Origin of the sequence: Pseudomonas sp. GM24 (genome assembly GCF_000282235.1) — a bacterium.
Classification (GTDB): domain Bacteria; phylum Pseudomonadota; class Gammaproteobacteria; order Pseudomonadales; family Pseudomonadaceae; genus Aquipseudomonas.
In genome coordinates this window covers 1-16,666 of record NZ_AKJR01000273.1, presented here as the reverse complement: position 1 = coordinate 16,666, position 16,666 = coordinate 1, and the positions used below count along the sequence as shown (strand labels likewise).

17 protein-coding genes are annotated in these 16,666 nt (G+C 59.4%); 7 read left to right on the top strand and 10 right to left on the bottom strand.

What is annotated here, in order from left to right; genetic code table 11:
* The first annotated feature begins 153 nt into the window (after positions 1 to 153).
* Positions 154 to 606 (top strand): EVE domain-containing protein, encoded by a 453-nt coding sequence (locus tag PMI23_RS26305; RefSeq protein ID WP_007911191.1) that lies wholly within the window; start codon positions 154 to 156, stop codon positions 604 to 606.
* 139 nt (positions 607 to 745) lie between these two features.
* On the opposite strand, the gene PMI23_RS26300 is transcribed toward PMI23_RS26305, so the two are convergent.
* Complete coding sequence (locus PMI23_RS26300) at positions 746 to 1,153, bottom strand: flagellar basal body-associated protein FliL (RefSeq protein ID WP_042705040.1); 408 nt, start codon at positions 1,151 to 1,153, stop codon at positions 746 to 748.
* Between the two features lie 150 nt (positions 1,154 to 1,303).
* On the opposite strand from PMI23_RS26300, the gene PMI23_RS26295 reads away from it, so the two are divergent.
* Positions 1,304 to 2,281, top strand: a complete 978-nt coding sequence (locus tag PMI23_RS26295; RefSeq protein ID WP_007911184.1) for an NADPH:quinone oxidoreductase family protein — start codon at positions 1,304 to 1,306, stop codon at positions 2,279 to 2,281.
* A 54-nt stretch (positions 2,282 to 2,335) separates the two neighbouring features.
* On the opposite strand, the gene PMI23_RS26290 is transcribed toward PMI23_RS26295, so the two are convergent.
* Both PMI23_RS26290 and PMI23_RS26285 read right to left on the bottom strand, forming a co-directional pair.
* On the bottom strand, positions 2,336 to 2,950 hold the full coding sequence (locus PMI23_RS26290; RefSeq protein WP_007911182.1) for an energy transducer TonB: 615 nt from the start codon (positions 2,948 to 2,950) through the stop codon (positions 2,336 to 2,338).
* Positions 2,951 to 3,137: 187 nt separating this feature from the next.
* Entirely contained in the window at positions 3,138 to 3,755 is a 618-nt protein-coding gene (locus tag PMI23_RS26285) for a hypothetical protein (RefSeq protein ID WP_007911180.1), read from the bottom strand.
* Positions 3,756 to 3,979: 224 nt separating this feature from the next.
* Between PMI23_RS26285 and glpT the strand changes: the two genes are divergently transcribed.
* The gene (gene glpT / locus PMI23_RS26280) at positions 3,980 to 5,329 is read left to right on the top strand and encodes a glycerol-3-phosphate transporter (RefSeq protein ID WP_007911178.1); all 1,350 of its coding nucleotides are present in this window, start codon (positions 3,980 to 3,982) and stop codon (positions 5,327 to 5,329) included.
* On the opposite strand, the gene PMI23_RS26275 is transcribed toward glpT, so the two are convergent.
* The 7 genes from PMI23_RS26275 to PMI23_RS26245 all read right to left on the bottom strand — a co-directional run bounded on the left by PMI23_RS26275 (position 5,305) and on the right by PMI23_RS26245 (position 13,465).
* Positions 5,305 to 5,973 carry a gamma-glutamylcyclotransferase gene (locus tag PMI23_RS26275; RefSeq protein ID WP_007911177.1) on the bottom strand — a complete coding sequence of 223 codons (669 nt, stop codon included), beginning with the start codon at positions 5,971 to 5,973 and terminating at the stop codon, positions 5,305 to 5,307. The two genes, glpT and PMI23_RS26275, sit on opposite strands and share 25 nt — an antisense overlap.
* 209 nt (positions 5,974 to 6,182) lie before the next feature.
* Positions 6,183 to 7,151 (bottom strand): CDP-6-deoxy-delta-3,4-glucoseen reductase, encoded by a 969-nt coding sequence (locus PMI23_RS26270; protein ID WP_007911175.1) that lies wholly within the window; start codon positions 7,149 to 7,151, stop codon positions 6,183 to 6,185.
* Positions 7,151 to 8,617, bottom strand: a complete 1,467-nt coding sequence (gene ubiD, locus PMI23_RS26265; protein WP_007911173.1) for a 4-hydroxy-3-polyprenylbenzoate decarboxylase — start codon at positions 8,615 to 8,617, stop codon at positions 7,151 to 7,153. The genes PMI23_RS26270 and ubiD overlap by 1 nt, the downstream gene beginning before the upstream one ends.
* Positions 8,618 to 8,697: 80 nt before the next feature.
* Positions 8,698 to 10,659 carry an acyltransferase family protein gene (locus tag PMI23_RS26260; RefSeq protein WP_007911171.1) on the bottom strand — a complete coding sequence of 654 codons (1,962 nt, stop codon included), beginning with the start codon at positions 10,657 to 10,659 and terminating at the stop codon, positions 8,698 to 8,700.
* Between the two features lie 138 nt (positions 10,660 to 10,797).
* Positions 10,798 to 12,057 (bottom strand): transcription termination factor Rho, encoded by a 1,260-nt coding sequence (gene rho, locus PMI23_RS26255; protein WP_003229334.1) that lies wholly within the window; start codon positions 12,055 to 12,057, stop codon positions 10,798 to 10,800.
* Positions 12,058 to 12,307: 250 nt separating this feature from the next.
* On the bottom strand, positions 12,308 to 12,637 hold the full coding sequence (gene trxA / locus PMI23_RS26250) for a thioredoxin TrxA (RefSeq protein ID WP_003206727.1): 330 nt from the start codon (positions 12,635 to 12,637) through the stop codon (positions 12,308 to 12,310).
* A gap of 120 nt (positions 12,638 to 12,757) precedes the next feature.
* Positions 12,758 to 13,465: a FadR/GntR family transcriptional regulator gene (locus PMI23_RS26245; protein ID WP_007911167.1), complete on the bottom strand. Its 708-nt coding sequence runs from the start codon at positions 13,463 to 13,465 to the stop codon at positions 12,758 to 12,760.
* A gap of 256 nt (positions 13,466 to 13,721) precedes the next feature.
* Here PMI23_RS26245 and PMI23_RS26240 point away from each other — a divergent pair, with 256 nt between their 5' ends.
* From PMI23_RS26240 to PMI23_RS26225, 4 genes are read left to right on the top strand one after another with little or no spacing between them, the layout of a single operon-like run.
* Positions 13,722 to 14,507: a transporter substrate-binding domain-containing protein gene (locus PMI23_RS26240; RefSeq protein WP_007911166.1), complete on the top strand. Its 786-nt coding sequence runs from the start codon at positions 13,722 to 13,724 to the stop codon at positions 14,505 to 14,507.
* Between the two features lie 21 nt (positions 14,508 to 14,528).
* Entirely contained in the window at positions 14,529 to 15,197 is a 669-nt protein-coding gene (locus tag PMI23_RS26235; protein ID WP_007911165.1) for an amino acid ABC transporter permease, read from the top strand.
* Complete coding sequence (locus PMI23_RS26230; RefSeq protein WP_007911158.1) at positions 15,194 to 15,844, top strand: amino acid ABC transporter permease; 651 nt, start codon at positions 15,194 to 15,196, stop codon at positions 15,842 to 15,844. Before PMI23_RS26235 ends, PMI23_RS26230 begins: the two co-directional genes overlap by 4 nt.
* Positions 15,831 to 16,568, top strand: coding sequence for an amino acid ABC transporter ATP-binding protein (locus tag PMI23_RS26225; protein ID WP_007911148.1), 738 nt, complete (start codon positions 15,831 to 15,833; stop codon positions 16,566 to 16,568). The genes PMI23_RS26230 and PMI23_RS26225 overlap by 14 nt, the downstream gene beginning before the upstream one ends.
* Positions 16,569 to 16,666 lie beyond the last annotated feature (98 nt).

The window sequence follows — 16,666 nt, the reverse complement described above, 5'->3', positions numbered from 1 at the left end:
TCCGTTTGTAGGCCGTGCAGCAGCGTCAAGCTTTAAAGGCCGGCATTTTGCGACAACGTGAACCTGCGCGCAAACGCTGACGTCAACCGACTGTCGGTTTGTCATAAAATTGCCCGACAACCTGCCCAATGACCGTTTCAGGAGCACAAAACCATGGCCTATTGGCTGATGAAGTCCGAGCCCGACGAACTCTCGATCAAAGGTCTGGAAAAACTCGGCAAAGCGCGCTGGGACGGGGTTCGCAACTATCAGGCGCGCAACTTCCTGCGTGCGATGGCGGTGGGCGATGAGTTCTTTTTTTACCATTCCAGTTGCCCGGAGCCGGGAATTGCCGGAATCGGCAAAATAATCGCAGCGGCGTACCCGGATCCCACCGCACTGGAGCCGGAAAGTCATTACTTCGACCCGAAGGCTACAGCGGAGAAAAATGCCTGGAGCGCGATTGACGTTGAACACGTCGAGACGTTTGCGCGGGTGTTGAAGCTGGATTATTTGAAGCAGCAGACCGCGTTGGCCGAGATGCCGTTGGTGCAGAAGGGTTCGCGGTTGTCGGTGATGCCGGTGACGGCTGAGCAGTGGGCGGCGGTGATCACCCTCAAACCCTGATTTATTTGGCGCCTGCCATAATGCAATCGCTGGCAAGCCAGCTCCCACAGGATTTGCGATGGAACACAATATTGTGATCGCCGCAGAACCTTGTGGGAGCTGGCTGCCAGCGATGAGGCCGGCCCGGACAACAGAAGATTTATTGAATGATCAGGTTGTTGAACAACAGATCTTCAACCACCGGCTTGCCGGTCTCGTCATTCATCACTTGCTGGGTCTGCTTCAACGCTTCCTGACGCAGCTTTTCCTTGCCTTCGATGCTGGCCATCGCATCAGAGGTCTGCTGAGTGAACAGCGCCACCAGTTGATTACGGATCAGCGGCTCGTTGGCCTTGACCAGTTTGGTCGCTTCTTCACCAGTCACGCGCAATGCCACATCGGCCTTGTAGACCTTGAGCTTCGGCGTGCCGTCCAGCCCGTAGTTGCCCACAAATGGCGGGCTCAGGGTGATGTAGTTGACCTTCGGCGCCTCGCCTTCTTTGGCTTCTTCGGCCAGCGCTGCCACAGGCAGAGACAGGGCCAGCAACAACATGATCCACGCTTTCACAATTCGCTCCTTATCCGGTTTGCGGCCTAGCATAACGACCCGCCGCGCAAGCACAAGCTTATGGCTGACTATCAGGGCCGGGCATGCTCGTTGACCCGTTGACTGACACACCTACACTTATCGGCCATCACTCCCAAAGGAATAGCCCTGATGAAAGCCGTGCTGTGCAAAGCCTTCGGCCCTGCCGAATCGCTGGTGCTGGAAGACGTCGCCAGTCCCGCCCTGAAGAAGAACGAAATCCTGCTGGACGTGCACGCCGCCGGGGTCAACTTCCCGGACACGCTGATCATCGAGGGCAAATACCAGTTCAAGCCGCCCTTCCCGTTCTCGCCGGGCGGAGAAGCCGCAGGCGTGGTCCGCGAAGTCGGGGAAAAGGTCAGCCACCTCAAGGTTGGTGACCGGGTCATGGCGCTGACCGGTTGGGGCAGCTTCGCCGAACAGGTCGCGGTACCGGGCTATAACGTGCTGCCGATCCCGCCGTCGATGGACTTCAATATCGCTGCCGCCTTCAGCATGACCTACGGCACCTCGATGCACGCGCTCAAGCAACGCGCCAACCTGCAACCGGGCGAAACCCTGCTGGTGCTCGGCGCTTCCGGCGGTGTCGGCCTGGCGGCTGTGGAAATCGGCAAAGCCATGGGCGCCCGCGTGATTGCTGCCGCCAGCAGCGCCGAGAAACTCGCGGTGGCCAAGGCTGCGGGCGCCGATGAGCTGATCAACTACAGCGAAACCAGCCTCAAGGACGAAATCAAACGCCTCACCGACGGCCAGGGCGCCGATGTGATTTACGACCCGGTCGGCGGCGACCTGTTCGACCAGGCCATCCGCGCCATCGCCTGGAATGGCCGCCTGCTGGTGGTCGGCTTCGCCAGCGGGCGCATTCCGGAGTTGCCAGTCAATCTCGCCCTGCTCAAAGGCGCGGCGGTACTCGGCGTGTTCTGGGGCTCCTTCGCCCAGCGCCAGCCGCAAGACAATGCGGCGAACTTCCAGCAATTGTTTGGTTGGTTTGCCGAGGGCAAGTTGAAACCGCTGGTGTCGCAGGTCTATCCGCTGAGCAATGCCGCACAGGCGATCAATGATCTTGGCCAGCGCAAGGCTGTAGGCAAGGTTGTGGTGCAGGTTCGCTGAGTGACCTTTCGATAAAGGCCAGAATGTCCGGTTCGGTTGTACTGGCCTTTGCTATCAAAGCAACTCACGAATATCCGCCGGCAACAGGCTCATGAATTTGCGCGCAGGGCTCTCTCGACAAGCCCTGACAATCTTTTCAACCTGCCGATTCATCCTGGCAATCATCGCCAGACGCTGTGCCTCCGGTAGCTGAGTTTTATGGAAGACGTTCGATAGATAGGCGCGGGTTTGTGCGAACACCGTCGAATCGATCCATGAGTACTCTGCAATGTTGGCGAGGTTGTCGTTAACTGCACGGCATCGCAAGGCTTTCAGTTGCTGGTTGACGTGAATGGATTGATCCAGATCGAGCCGAAAGACTATCGGCGCGACGACTTCCTGCTTTTCGGGTTTGTCCTCCTCTACAGCCCAAGGCTTGAAACGCCACTGCACCAGCGCAACTCTGACCGCTTCAGCCAGATCGGGGTGGTCGCTTTTCAGAATGCTGATTTCGCTGACCGAGCCATCCGCCCTGACGATGAAACGAGCCTTAACCTCTCCCGTAATCCCGGCCCTGGACAATGCCAGTGGATAAATTGGTCGGGGGTTGTCTTCGGGAATCAACAGCGCTCCCGCCGCTTGCACGACACCGCCGACCAGCAACAAAAGCAACGCCACAATCCACCGCATGATCCGCCCCCTGAGCACCCGAATGCCGATCCCGGCAACAGCACAAAGGTTACGGAGCTATGACGTTTAACTGAATGGCGCAACTTCTGCTTTGGACGCAGGACGTTTCCCAAGACACGACGGTAAATCGGGCGAGCGCACCACGCGAATGCTCAAAGGTAACTTTTCTGACGGACCCTATACCGTTTCAGCCTGCAATATCGCCTGGCATCAGATGTTCCTGAACCTTCTCGCTACGCGACTTGATCAACTGCCCCTTGTCATCGAAACGCAAAACAATCAGCCAGTCATAAACATCCACCGGCCATTTCGGCTGACCGATCAGTGCCGGGCCGTCTCCGCCGAACGCCGCAATCAGTTTGTTGATGTGGCTGTGGTGCCAGGCGATCAGCACGGTTTTCGCCTGATTATTCTTGCGCAGCGAGCTGACCAGTTTGTCGACGTCGTTATTGGCGTAGGGCTGCTCGATCGGCAGTTGCAGGCGCTGGGACAGTGCAATCAGCGTCTGTCGCGGGCGGATGCTTTCCGGGCTGTCGGCGGTAGCGATCAGACGTTGGGGTGTGAGTGTCTGGTCGTCCAACTGCAACGAGGTGAAATAGTCCGCGTAAGCCGCGGCGCGCTGTTCGCCCCGGGCATTGAGTTCTCGGCCGACATCAGGCTTTTCTGCATGACGGATGATCAATACGGTGACATTGCGCAGGCCTGGTGCTGCAGAACCTTGGGCGAAGCTCAGTGCCAACACTGAAACAGTCACCGCTGCGACCATCAACAGTCTGGGCAATAGCCTGCGAACTTTCCGGGTCATCGCTTATCTCGAGATATCAGTCGATCTGTAGATCGCGAGTCTAAGTCACAACGTCCCGAGCGCGACAAAAACGCCCTGTTCTTACAGCTGAGCGACAGGTTCGTAAAGGAACACGCGACTTCCAACATTTTCCGCTATTTGCTCGATGCGAACCGGTGCTATTTTCGGTAACGAAACTGTAACATTCGCATCCGCAGTCAAAACAAGAAATCTGGAGCTCTTGAATGTTTGCTTTCTTTCGTCCTGCCGCACATCAGGCTCCATTGCCTGAAGAAAAAATAGACAGCACCTACCGACGCCTGCGCTGGCAGATCTTCGCCGGTATTTTCTTTGGCTACGCGGGTTACTACCTGCTGCGCAAAAACTTTTCCCTGGCCATGCCGTACCTGATCGACGAAGGCTACAGCCGCGGCGACCTGGGTCTGGCGATGTCGGCAATCGCCATCGCTTATGGTTTGTCGAAATTCCTCATGGGCCTGGTGTCCGACCGTTCCAACCCGCGCTACTTCCTGCCGTTCGGCCTGCTGGTCTCGGCCGGGGTAATGTTCATTTTCGGTTTCGCGCCTTGGGCAACGTCCAGCGTGACCATGATGTTCATTCTGCTGTTCATCAACGGCTGGGCCCAGGGCATGGGCTGGCCGCCAAGTGGCCGGACCATGGTGCACTGGTGGTCGCAGAAGGAGCGTGGCGGCGTGGTGTCCGTGTGGAACGTGGCGCATAACGTCGGCGGCGGCCTGATCGGCCCGCTGTTCCTGCTCGGCATGGGCTTGTTCAACGACTGGCATGCAGCGTTCTACGTACCGGCAGCGGTAGCGCTGGGCGTCGCGGTGTTCGCGTTCATCACCATGCGCGACACCCCGCAATCGGTTGGCCTGCCGCCAATCGAGAAGTACAAGAACGATTACCCGGAAGGCTACGACGCCAGCCACGAAGACGAATTCAGCGCGAAAGAGATCTTCGTCAAATACGTGCTGCGCAACAAAATGCTCTGGTACATCGCCATGGCCAACGTCTTCGTCTATCTACTGCGCTACGGCGTACTGGACTGGGCACCGACGTACCTGAAGGAAGCCAAGGGTTTCACCGTCGATAAAACCTCGTGGGCCTATTTCTTCTACGAATGGGCGGGTATCCCGGGCACGCTGCTGTGCGGCTGGATGTCGGACAAGATCTTCCGTGGCAACCGTGGCCTGACCGGCATGGTGTTCATGGCACTGGTGACCGTGGCAACGCTGGTCTATTGGCTGAACCCGGCCGGCAACCCAACCGTCGACATGATCGCGCTGTTCTCGATCGGCTTCCTGATCTACGGCCCGGTGATGCTGATCGGCCTGCAAGCGCTGGAGCTGGCACCGAAGAAAGCCGCTGGCACCGCTGCGGGTTTCACTGGCCTGTTCGGTTATCTGGGTGGCTCGGTCGCGGCCAGTGCGGCGATGGGCTACACCGTGGACCATTTCGGCTGGGACGGTGGTTTTGTCCTGCTGGTGGGCGCTTGCCTGCTGTCGATGGCCTTCCTGGCCCCGACGCTGTGGCACAAGCAAGTCGCCAGTCAGAGCCGTGAAGCGGTCGCTTGATCGGCCTGTGACTGACAGCGCTTGAGCCGCGCCTCCAGATTGCGATCTGGCATGGCGTGGCTGCGCAGGGCGTGCGCGGTCTGCTCGACATAATCGCGAGTAGTGCCGTAACGCCCGCTGGCGCTTTCGAACACCTGGCTCAGCACGTGATCCGGCAAGTTGCCGGCATAGCTGGGCAGGTGTCGCTCCAACACAAATCCCAAGGCCTGAACCTGACTGCCATCTTCAAGACGGCAGTTGAGCCAGTGTGGCCGATAGGACGGCACCGGCATCTCGCGTTTCCACAGCGCATAGAGTGCGGTATCGAGATTGTCTTCCGGCAAGCGGTAGGCAAAGCCACTGCACGAACCGCCACGATCCAGACCAAACACCAGACCAGGCATTTCCGGCGTACCGCGGTGCTCGTGCGACCACAGGTACAGGCCGCGATGGTAGCCATGCACACGTCCGCGCACCCGCTCCACCGCCGAACACTCCGGCCGCCAGATCAGCGAACCATAGGCGAACAGCCACACCGGCCCGCCCTTGTGGCGCGCCATGGTCGATTGCATGGAAGCGAGAAGTTGTTCGTGCGTCAGCTGCGGCCCAAGATCGAGCCGCGGAGGGTAATTCAAATTCAGAAAAGCGTTTTCAATGGCGCTCATGGCGAATAGCGTTCAGCTCCCCGCGGGTGAAGAATTACTTAATAGAACGCACCGCTGTAACAATAAGGCACATATGTTTTAAGGCAATTTGAGTGCCATGGCACAGTTCTTAATTGATTGCCTGATTGATATATAACCTAGCGGTATTTATGCAATTACATAAATACCGATCGGCTATATAGGGAGTTATAACGGATTCAGCACGAGGCTCAAGAGCGCGGGGCGTAAGCGAACACATCGGCACGCATTTGATGGGCATCCATCCCGGCTTCGACCAAAGCGTCGAGGGTGCCGTAGACCATGGCCGGCGAGCCGCTGGCGTAGACGTGCAGCGGTTTCAGGTCAGGGAAGTCTTCACAGACTGCCTCGTGCAGCATGCCGCAGCGCCCTTCCCAGCCGCATTGATCACTGACGACTTTGTGCAGGAACAGGTTAGGCAACTTCAGCCATTCGTCCCAATGTTCGATCTCATAAAAATCTTCTGGGCGGCGCACGCCCCAGTACAGATGCACCGGGTGTTTGAAGCCGTTGGCGCGGCAATGCTCGATCAGCGCATGAATCTGGCCCATGCCGGTGCCGGCGGCGACCAGCACCAACGGCCCGTCGGGCAGCTCGGCCAGATGCGTATCGCCAAACGGCAGCTCGACACGCACCATGGCGTTGCGTTGCAGCTGTTCGATCAGGCTCAGTGCACTGGCTTCGCGCGCCAGCACGTGGATTTCCAGATCACGCCCGCCATGCGGTGCCGAGGCCATGGAGAACGCCGACTTCTCGCCGTTCTCGCGCTCGATCATCAAGTATTGCCCGGCGTGATAACGCGGTGGCTTGCCCGCCGGCGCACGCAGATGCACGCGCCAAGTGTCGCCGCCCACATCGCGGCATTCGATGACCTGACACGACAGGCTGCGCACCGGCAGTTCTCCCAGCGCGAGCACGCCATCCCACAGCAGGATGCAGTCTTCCAGCGGCTCGGCTATGCAAGTGTAGAACTCGCCGTGGTCGTGCACCTTGGCGTCCTGCGCAACGCGGCCTTCAACCAGCAGCGCCGCACACACATGACAATTGCCGTTGCGGCAGCTTTGCGGGCATTCGTAGCCCAGGCGCCGCGCACCATCGAGAATCCGCTCGCCGGGCTGTATCTCAAGCACTGCTCCGGAGGGCTGCAAGGTTACACGCATCAATCTATTCCTAACTGATTCCAGATGGCATCGATCCGTTGGGTGACGGCGTCGTCCTTGACGATCACGCGGCCCCACTCGCGAGTGGTTTCGCCCGGCCACTTGTGGGTGGCATCGAGGCCCATTTTCGAGCCCAGGCCGGAGATCGGCGAGGCGAAATCGAGGTAGTCGATCGGCGTGTTATCGATCATCACCGTGTCGCGCTTGGGATCCATGCGCGTGGTGATGGCCCAGATCACGTCGTTCCAGTCGCGGGCATTGATATCGTCGTCGGTGACGATAACGAACTTGGTGTACATGAACTGTCGCAAAAACGACCAGACACCGAGCATCACGCGCTTGGCATGCCCCGGATACGACTTCTTCATGGTCACGATGGCCATGCGGTAAGAGCAGCCTTCCGGCGGCAGGTAGAAGTCGGTGATCTCCGGGAACTGCTTTTGCAGGATCGGCACGAACACTTCGTTCAGCGCCACGCCGAGGATTGCCGGCTCATCCGGCGGACGGCCGGTGTAGGTGCTGTGGTAGATCGGTTTGATCCGGTGGGTGATGCGCTCGACGGTGAACACCGGGAAGCTGTCGACTTCGTTGTAGTAACCGGTGTGGTCGCCGTACGGGCCTTCATCGGCCATTTCGCCCGGATGGATCACGCCTTCGAGGATGATTTCGGCGGTGGCCGGCACTTGCAGGTCGTTGCCACGGCACTTGACCAGTTCGGTACGGTTACCGCGCAAGAGCCCTGCGAAAGCGTATTCGGAAAGACTGTCCGGCACCGGCGTCACGGCGCCGAGAATGGTCGCCGGATCCGCGCCAAGGGCCACCGACACCGGGAACGGCTGACCCGGATGCTTCTCGCACCACTCACGGAAGTCGAGGGCGCCGCCACGGTGGCTGAGCCAGCGCATGATCACCTTGTTGCGGCCGATCACTTGCTGACGGTAGATACCGAGGTTCTGGCGGTCCTTGTTCGGGCCTTTGGTGACGGTCAGGCCCCAGGTGATCAGCGGGCCGACGTCGCCGGGCCAGCAGGTCTGCACCGGCAGCATCGCCAGATCGACATCGTCGCCTTCAATGACCACTTCCTGACACACCGCGTCTTTGACGACTTTCGGTGCCATCGAGATGATCTTGCGGAAGATCGGCAGTTTCGACCACGCGTCTTTCAAGCCCTTCGGCGGTTCCGGCTCCTTGAGGAAGGCCAGCAGCTTGCCGATTTCGCGCAGCTCGCTGACCGACTCGGCGCCCATGCCCATAGCCACCCGCTCAGGGGTGCCGAACAGGTTGCCGAGCACCGGGATGTCGTAGCCGGTGGGTTTCTCGAACAGCAGCGCCGGGCCCTTGGCCCGTAGCGTGCGGTCGCACACCTCGGTCATCTCCAGCACCGGCGAGACGGGAATCTGGATGCGTTTCAACTCTCCGCGCTGCTCAAGCTGCTGCACGAAATCCCGAAGATCCTTGAATTTCATTGACGATGGCACCCTCAAAATAGGCGTACATCCTACCTGCTCTGACGGGCAAACAGCAGCCCGTCAGTGCCCGGGATCGCTCAATTCTGACTGGCACCCAGCAAGATCGGTGCAAACAACGGGCTCAATCGGGCACTGCCGACGTCGGAAAGGTGGTCCGCATCCTTGTACTGCGAGTGGCCGTCGACATCGATGGCGCAGAGCCCTTCCTTGCACATCAGCGGCGTCGGATCGATGACGTGCACACCGGAATCGGCGGCGCTCATCGAGCCGAACAGGTCAGTGAAAAACTGCTGGCGTGCCAGATGCTCACTGAGCGGACGACCAAGGCCTTCTGCTGATCGGCCGATCCGGGCCAGGCTGGTCAGGCGGTCGATATAGCTCTTGTGCTGCAGCGGCACTTCCTTGAACAGCCAGACTTGCACGCCGGCTTCGCGCAACTCGGCCACACGCGCCTTGATGGCGTTGGCCATACGCTGCTCTGACTGACGCGGGTTGTCCTTGCGATCAAGCAGGAATTGCCGATCCCCATCGCCGTCTTCGCGACCATATACGTACAGGCTCCAATTCGCCGCCAGCACCACGTCCTTGATCCCCAGACTCGTGACGCGGTCCATGTTGCGCTGGTTGAAGTCCTTGCACTGCGGGCGCAGGCTGTCATCGATGATCGGCGGGCAACCCGTCAGGCTGTACAACCACACTGGCTGCACCATGCGACTGGCATTGCCTTCGATGGCGGGCAACAACGCTGCGGCGTGACTGTCGCCCCAGAACATTTTTGTCGCCGCAATATTTTCCTCACCGCCCACCAGACAGGACTTGGTCAGCGCCTTGTCGGTGCTCAAGTGCATGCACTTCGACTGCCCTGCGTTCCATTCGCGTGATTGCGCATATTCCAGCGCCTTGCCGCTCAGGCGCTGCGGAATACCATCTGCCGAGCGGATTACCGAGCCGGTAATCGCCAGCACGGTAATCGACACCAAGCCACCGACCAACACCGAGTTACGGCTGGCAAACACGCGCTTTTCACGGAAGGGCAGTTCGATATAGCGCAGGCTCAGCCACGCCAACACCAACGCCAGGGCGATCCAGCCGATGGCTTCGAGCGGCTGGATACCATCGATGGAAATCGCGTTGGCATACACATAGACCGGCCAATGCCACAGGTAAAACGAGTAGGACAGCAAGCCGATCCAGACCAGAGCCCGGACACTCAATAACCGGCCAGCCCATGTCTCCCCCTGGGCGCCCGACCAGATCAACGCCGTCGTGCCCAATACCGGCAACAGCGCCGCCCAACCCGGGAACACTGTGGTTTTGTCGAAGGTAAACACCGCCACCAGCACCGCCGCCAGCCCGGCCAGGCCAACGGACTGCCGCAGCCATGGCCGCGCAACATGCTTGGGTACGGGCATTACCGCCAACATCGCACCGCAGAGCAATTCCCAGGCGCGGGTCGGCAGGGCGAAAAAGGCAAACTCCGGCCGGCGTTCGATATAGATGATGTTCAAACCGAACGACACCAGCAGCACGGCAAACAGCATCCAGCGCCAATGACGGACGTAGCGCATCAGCAAGACCATCATCAACGGGAAGAAGATGTAGTACTGCTCTTCCACCGCCAGCGACCAGGTATGCAGCAACGGCTTGAGTTCCGACGCCGGCGCAAAGTAGCCGTCTTCACGCATGAACAGAATGTTGGAAATGAACAGCGACTGGTAACGAATCGTCCGCCCGAGTTCAGCCAGGTCTTTGGCTGTCAGCAACAGCCAGCCTAAAGCCAGCGTCACGATAACCACGACGGTCAATGCCGGCAGGATGCGCCGGGCGCGACGGCCCCAGAAGTCGAGAAAACTGAAACGCTGGGCGCTGATTTCGCGGAACAGGATCGAGGTGATCAGGAAGCCGGAAATGACGAAGAACACATCAACGCCGACAAAACCGCCGCTGAATGTAGTGAATCCGAAATGAAACAGTACGACGGGAATAACCGCCAGTGCCCGTAATCCGTCGATATCACGGCGATTGCCAAACGTGTGCATGAAAAAACCTTACCTGTTCTGGATACAAAATCCCTTGAAGGCGCGAAGTTATCAGCCGCGCAAACTTCAATCCAGATACAAATAATTCAAGGCAAAAAAAAGCGCCCTTTCGGACGCTTTTTTCAAACGGCTTGCTTATTACTTGCGCTTCATCGACAAGAAGAACTCGTCGTTGGTCTTGGTCGTCTTCAGCTTGTCGACCAGGAACTCGATGGCAGCCACTTCGTCCATCGGGTGCAGCAGCTTGCGCAGGATCCACATACGCTGCAGTTCGTCGTCGGCCGTCAGCAACTCTTCGCGGCGGGTGCCGGAGCGGTTGATGTTGATGGCCGGGAACACACGCTTCTCGGCGATCTTGCGATCCAGAGGCAGTTCCATGTTGCCGGTACCCTTGAACTCTTCGTAGATCACTTCGTCCATCTTCGAGCCGGTTTCAACCAGCGCGGTGGCGATAATGGTCAGCGAGCCGCCTTCTTCGATGTTACGCGCAGCACCGAAGAAGCGTTTCGGCTTCTCGAGGGCGTGGGCATCGACACCACCGGTCAAAACCTTGCCGGAGCTCGGGATCACGGTGTTGTAGGCACGGGCCAGACGGGTGATGGAGTCGAGCAGGATCACCACGTCTTTCTTGTGCTCGACCAGGCGCTTGGCCTTCTCGATCACCATTTCAGCGACCTGCACGTGACGGGTCGGCGGCTCATCGAAGGTCGAGGCAACCACTTCGCCGCGCACGGTGCGCTGCATTTCGGTTACTTCTTCCGGACGCTCGTCGATCAGCAGCACGATCAGGTGAACTTCAGGGTTGTTACGGGCGATGTTCGCTGCGATGTTTTGCAGCATGATCGTTTTACCGGCTTTCGGCGGTGCAACGATCAGACCACGCTGGCCTTTGCCGATCGGGGCGCACAGGTCGATTACACGACCGGTCAAGTCTTCGGTGGAACCGTTACCGGCTTCCATCTTCATGCGCACGGTCGGGAACAGCGGGGTCAGGTTCTCGAAGAGAATCTTGTTTTTCGCGTTCTCGGGACGATCGAAGTTGATCGTGTCGACCTTGAGCAGGGCGAAATACCGCTCGCCTTCCTTCGGAGGGCGGATCTTGCCAACGATGGTGTCACCGGTGCGCAAGTTGAAACGGCGGATCTGGCTTGGCGAGACGTAGATATCGTCCGGGCCGGCCAGGTAGGAAGCGTCAGCGGAGCGCAGGAAGCCGAAGCCGTCCTGGAGAATCTCCAGCACGCCATCACCGGAGATTTCCTCGCCGCTTTTCGCGTGCTTTTTCAGCAGGGAGAAAATCACGTCCTGCTTGCGCGAACGGGCCATATTTTCTATGCCCATCTGTTCGGCCAATTCGAGCAGTTCGGTAATCGGCTTTTGCTTGAGTTCAGTCAGATTCATATAGGAATGACGTAATCATTTATGGAGGGGGGGAAATTAAGCTTTTGGCTTAATGAGGCCGCGCCGCGGAGAAGGCGACAGGATCGCGAACTAATTCGAAAAGGAGTGCGTCGGCGACGGCTAGCAGGGGGCAATGGAGAAACCAGTGCGGGGCCGAATGTACCACCTGAGTTTCGGAGCGTCTAGCCCTGAATACGCAAAAAGCCCCGCTATTTTGCGGGGCTTTTTTTCAGGCACTTTACAGCGACGCTTAGATGTTGGCGTCGAGGAAAGCCGCCAGTTGCGACTTCGACAGGGCGCCGACTTTGGTCGCTTCAACGTTGCCGTTCTTGAACAGCATCAGCGTCGGGATACCACGCACGCCGTGCTTGGCCGGGGTTTCCTGGTTTTCGTCGATGTTCAGTTTGGCAACGGTCAGCTTGCCTTTGTAAGTCTCGGCAATCTCGTCCAGAACCGGAGCGATCATTTTGCAAGGACCGCACCATTCAGCCCAGTAATCGACCAGGACAGCGCCTTCGGCCTTGAGTACGTCGGCTTCGAAGCTAGCGTCGCTAACGTGTTTGATAAGATCGCTGCTCATGGAATTCTCCAGGTTGTAAGCAAAAAAACGTGGCCCATCATAGCCGCCCTTCCCCTGTTCAGGAAGCCGCAGTTGATTGAGTCTTGCTATGGCACTCGATGAGTTTGGGTATAGCTCAAGTCACGCCGTGGCGGGGGCAATGAAGGAAATTCCGGTGCGCAGGGCCGCGTTGCGCACATGTTCCTGCATGGCTTTTTGCGCAGCGCCGGACGCCCGACGTGCGAGGGCGCGCAGGATCTTGCGGTGCTCCTGCCAGGTTTCCATCGCACGTTCGGCGCGGATGAACGGTAGTTTCTGGCTCTCCAGGAACATCTCGGCGCTGGCGGTGAGGATGCTCAACATCGCCTGATTGCCGCTGGCCAGCAGGATGCGGCGGTGGAATTCGAAGTCGAGTTTCGCCGCAGCCTCAAAGTCGCCAGCCTTCAATTGCTCGCGCATGGCCGCGACATTGTCTTCCAGCGCATCCAGATCGAAAGTACTCAACGTCACCGCTGCCAGCCCGGCGGCAAACCCTTCGAGCGCATAGCGCAATTGAAAGATATCCAGCGGCGACGCTTGCGCCGCAAATGACCACCCCGGCGCGCTATCGCCACGCGACAATTCCACTGGCGACTGCACGAACACGCCTTTGCCCGGCTGAATACTGACCACACCCAACGCACTCAGCGACGACAGTGCCTCACGCAAAGACGCCCGGCTGACGCCCAGTTGCAGCGCCAGGTCCCGCTGCGAAGGCAAAGCATCACCCGCACCGAAACCCTGTTCGGTGATCAGTTTGCGGATCGCTTGCAGCGCCACTTCGGGTACCGCACGGGAAATCGAATTCATGGTTTTTCGGACGCGCCAGGCCAATGTGCGGCTAGTTGTAAAGCTATTCGGCGAGTCCGGCAAGTCGTGCCCCAGCGGGGTTCGGCGAACCACGCCGGTGCGCCATGGCAGTGCGAAAAACAACCTGACTGTTCAGACCAGTAAGACCGAACAAACCCGCTAAAACCATGGCCTGCCGGGGCGAAAACCGCGTATTGGCACGGCCCGTGCTCTGTCCGAACGCAGAAATCACTTCTCGCCGATCCGGAGATTGTCCATGACCAAGCGTTACAGCGCCCTCCTCGCCGCCCTGTTTTCCTCTCTGTTGCTCAGCCAGGCTCCCGCCCACGCCGACGGTCTCGACGACGTGGTCAAACGCGGCACGCTGAAAGTCGCCGTACCGCAGGACTTCCCGCCGTTCGGCTCGGTCGGCCCGGACATGAAGCCGCGCGGCCTGGACATCGACACCGCAAAACTGCTGGCCGACCAGCTCAAGGTCAAACTCGAACTGACCCCGGTCAACAGCACCAACCGCATCCCGTTCCTGACCACCGGCAAGGTCGACCTGGTGATCTCCAGCCTGGGCAAGAACCCGGAGCGTGAGAAAGTCATCGACTTCTCCCGCGCCTACGCCCCCTTCTACCTCGCCGTGTTCGGCCCGCCAGACGCGGCGATCGCCAGCCTCGACGACCTCAAGGGCAAAACCATCAGCGTTACCCGTGGCGCCATCGAAGACATCGAGTTGACCAAAGTCGCTCCGGAAGGCGTGACCATCAAGCGCTTCGAAGACAACAACTCGACCATCGCCGCCTACCTCGCCGGGCAAGTCGACCTGATCGCCAGCGGCAACGTGGTGATGGTCGCGATCAGTGAAAAGAACCCGAAGCGAGTGCCGGCGCTGAAAGTGAAGCTCAAGGATTCGCCGGTCTACGTCGGCGTGAACAAGAACGAAGCGGCGCTGCTGGCCAAGGTCAACGACATCCTGACCACCGCCAAGGCTGACGGCGCCCTGGAAAAGAACTCGCAGACCTGGCTGAAAGAGCCGCTGCCGGCCGATCTCTGATCGACTGCGCGGGAGACCTTCATGGCTTATCAGTTCGATTTCATGCCGGTGGTGGAAAACACCGACCTGTTGCTGCGCGGGGCGCTGTTCACCCTTGAGCTGACGGCCATCGGTGCGTTGCTCGGGGTCGGCGTCGGGATTGTCGGGGCGCTGGTGCGGGCGTGGAACATCCGCCCGTTCTCGGCGATCTTCGGCGTCTACGTCGAGTTGATCCGCAACACGCCGTTTCTGGTGCAGTTGTTCTTTATCTTCTTCGGCCTGCCGTCGCTGGGCGTGCAGATTTCCGAGTGGCAAGCGGCGGTGCTGGCGATGGTGATCAACCTCGGAGCCTATTCGACGGAAATTATCCGCGCCGGCATTCAGGCGATTCCGCGCGGGCAACTGGAAGCCGCTGCGGCGCTGGCGATGACGCGCTTCGAGGCATTCCGCCACGTGGTCCTGCTGCCGGCGCTGGGCAAGGTCTGGCCGGCGCTGAGCAGCCAGATCATCATCGTCATGCTCGGCTCGGCGGTGTGTTCGCAGATCGCCACCGAAGAGCTGAGCTTTGCCGCTAACTTCATTCAGTCGCGCAACTTCCGCGCCTTTGAAACCTATGCGCTGACCACGCTGATCTACCTGTGCATGGCGCTGCTGATTCGCCAACTGCTGAACTGGATCGGCCGGCGCTACATCAGCAGGAGCCGCGCATGAGCGATTTCACTTTCTGGGACATCCTGCGCAACCTGCTCGTCGGCCTGCAATGGACGCTGGCGTTGTCGCTGGTGGCGTTTATTGGCGGCGGGATCGTCGGGTTGCTGATCCTGATCATGCGCATCTCGAAAAACTCTGTGTCGAGCAGCATTGCCCGCACCTGGATCGAGCTGTTCCAGGGCACACCGCTGTTGATGCAGCTGTTTCTGGTGTTCTTCGGTGTCGCCTTGGCGGGGATCGAAATCTCGCCGTGGATGGCCGCGGCGATTGCCCTGACCTTGTTCACCAGCGCCTATCTGGCAGAGATCTGGCGCGGCTGCGTCGAGTCGATCTCCAATGGCCAGTGGGAAGCCTCGGCGAGTCTGGCGCTCAATCCGCTGGAGCAACTGCGCTACGTGATCCTGCCGCAGGCGCTACGCATTGCCGTGGCGCCGACCGTGGGTTTCTCGGTGCAAGTGGTCAAAGGCACTGCCGTGACCTCGATTATCGGCTTCACCGAATTGACCAAGACCGGCGGCATGCTCGCCAACGCCACGTTTGAACCGTTCATGGTCTACGGCCTCGTCGCCCTCGGTTACTTCCTGCTCTGCTACCCCTTGTCCCTCAGTGCGCGCTACCTGGAAAGGAGACTGCATGCCTCTGCTTAGAATTTCCGCCCTGCATAAATACTACGGCGATCACCACGTACTCAAAGGCATCGACCTCAGCGTCGAGGAAGGCCAGGTGGTGGCGATCATCGGCCGCAGCGGCTCGGGCAAATCCACCCTGCTGCGCACCCTCAATGGTCTGGAATCGATCAACGACGGCGTGATCGAAGTCGACGGCGAATACCTCGACGCTGCCCGCGCCGATTTGCGCAGCTTGCGGCAGAAGGTCGGCATGGTCTTTCAGCAATTCAACCTGTTCCCGCACCTGACCGTGGGCGAAAACGTCATGCTCGCGCCCCAAGTGGTGCAGAAAGTGCCGAAGGCCAAGGCTGCGGAACTGGCGCGCGAGATGCTCGAACGGGTTGGTCTCGGGGAAAAATTCGATGCCTTCCCGGATCGCTTGTCCGGCGGCCAGCAACAGCGCGTGGCGATTGCCCGGGCGTTGGCAATGTCGCCAAAAGTGTTGCTCTGTGATGAGATCACCTCGGCGCTCGATCCGGAACTGGTCAATGAAGTGCTCAGCGTGGTGCGCCAGTTGGCCAAGGAAGGCATGACGCTGATCATGGTCACCCACGAAATGCGCTTTGCCCGCGAGGTCGGCGACAAACTGGTATTCATGCACCACGGCAAGGTGCATGAGGTGGGGGATCCGAAGGTGCTGTTTGCCAATCCGCAGACGGCGGAGCTGGCGAACTTTATTGGCACAGTTGAAGCAACAGCCTGAATCCGCCTCATCCTGATCGTTCCCACGCTCTGCGTGGGAATGTAGCCAAGGACGCAGAGCGTCCCAAAAGCGGACGCAGAGCGTCCAGTGAGGCATTC

Bases quoted from the DNA above. Each gene is read 5' to 3' on its own strand.
- PMI23_RS26245 (WP_007911167.1), bottom strand. From the start codon at position 13,465: ATGAATTCGATTTCCCGTGCGGTACCCGAAGTGGCGCTGCAAGCGATC.
- PMI23_RS26275 (WP_007911177.1), bottom strand. From the start codon at position 5,973: ATGAGCGCCATTGAAAACGCTTTTCTGAATTTGAATTACCCTCCGCGG.
- PMI23_RS26305 (WP_007911191.1), top strand. From the start codon at position 154: ATGGCCTATTGGCTGATGAAGTCCGAGCCCGACGAACTCTCGATCAAA.
- PMI23_RS26240 (WP_007911166.1), top strand. From the start codon at position 13,722: ATGACCAAGCGTTACAGCGCCCTCCTCGCCGCCCTGTTTTCCTCTCTG.
- rho (WP_003229334.1), bottom strand. From the start codon at position 12,057: ATGAATCTGACTGAACTCAAGCAAAAGCCGATTACCGAACTGCTCGAA.
- glpT (WP_007911178.1), top strand. From the start codon at position 3,980: ATGTTTGCTTTCTTTCGTCCTGCCGCACATCAGGCTCCATTGCCTGAA.
- ubiD (WP_007911173.1), bottom strand. From the start codon at position 8,617: ATGAAATTCAAGGATCTTCGGGATTTCGTGCAGCAGCTTGAGCAGCGC.
- PMI23_RS26270 (WP_007911175.1), bottom strand. From the start codon at position 7,151: ATGCGTGTAACCTTGCAGCCCTCCGGAGCAGTGCTTGAGATACAGCCC.
- PMI23_RS26285 (WP_007911180.1), bottom strand. From the start codon at position 3,755: ATGACCCGGAAAGTTCGCAGGCTATTGCCCAGACTGTTGATGGTCGCA.
- PMI23_RS26230 (WP_007911158.1), top strand. From the start codon at position 15,194: ATGAGCGATTTCACTTTCTGGGACATCCTGCGCAACCTGCTCGTCGGC.
- PMI23_RS26235 (WP_007911165.1), top strand. From the start codon at position 14,529: ATGGCTTATCAGTTCGATTTCATGCCGGTGGTGGAAAACACCGACCTG.
- PMI23_RS26290 (WP_007911182.1), bottom strand. From the start codon at position 2,950: ATGCGGTGGATTGTGGCGTTGCTTTTGTTGCTGGTCGGCGGTGTCGTG.
- PMI23_RS26295 (WP_007911184.1), top strand. From the start codon at position 1,304: ATGAAAGCCGTGCTGTGCAAAGCCTTCGGCCCTGCCGAATCGCTGGTG.
- PMI23_RS26260 (WP_007911171.1), bottom strand. From the start codon at position 10,659: ATGCACACGTTTGGCAATCGCCGTGATATCGACGGATTACGGGCACTG.
- PMI23_RS26225 (WP_007911148.1), top strand. From the start codon at position 15,831: ATGCCTCTGCTTAGAATTTCCGCCCTGCATAAATACTACGGCGATCAC.
- trxA (WP_003206727.1), bottom strand. From the start codon at position 12,637: ATGAGCAGCGATCTTATCAAACACGTTAGCGACGCTAGCTTCGAAGCC.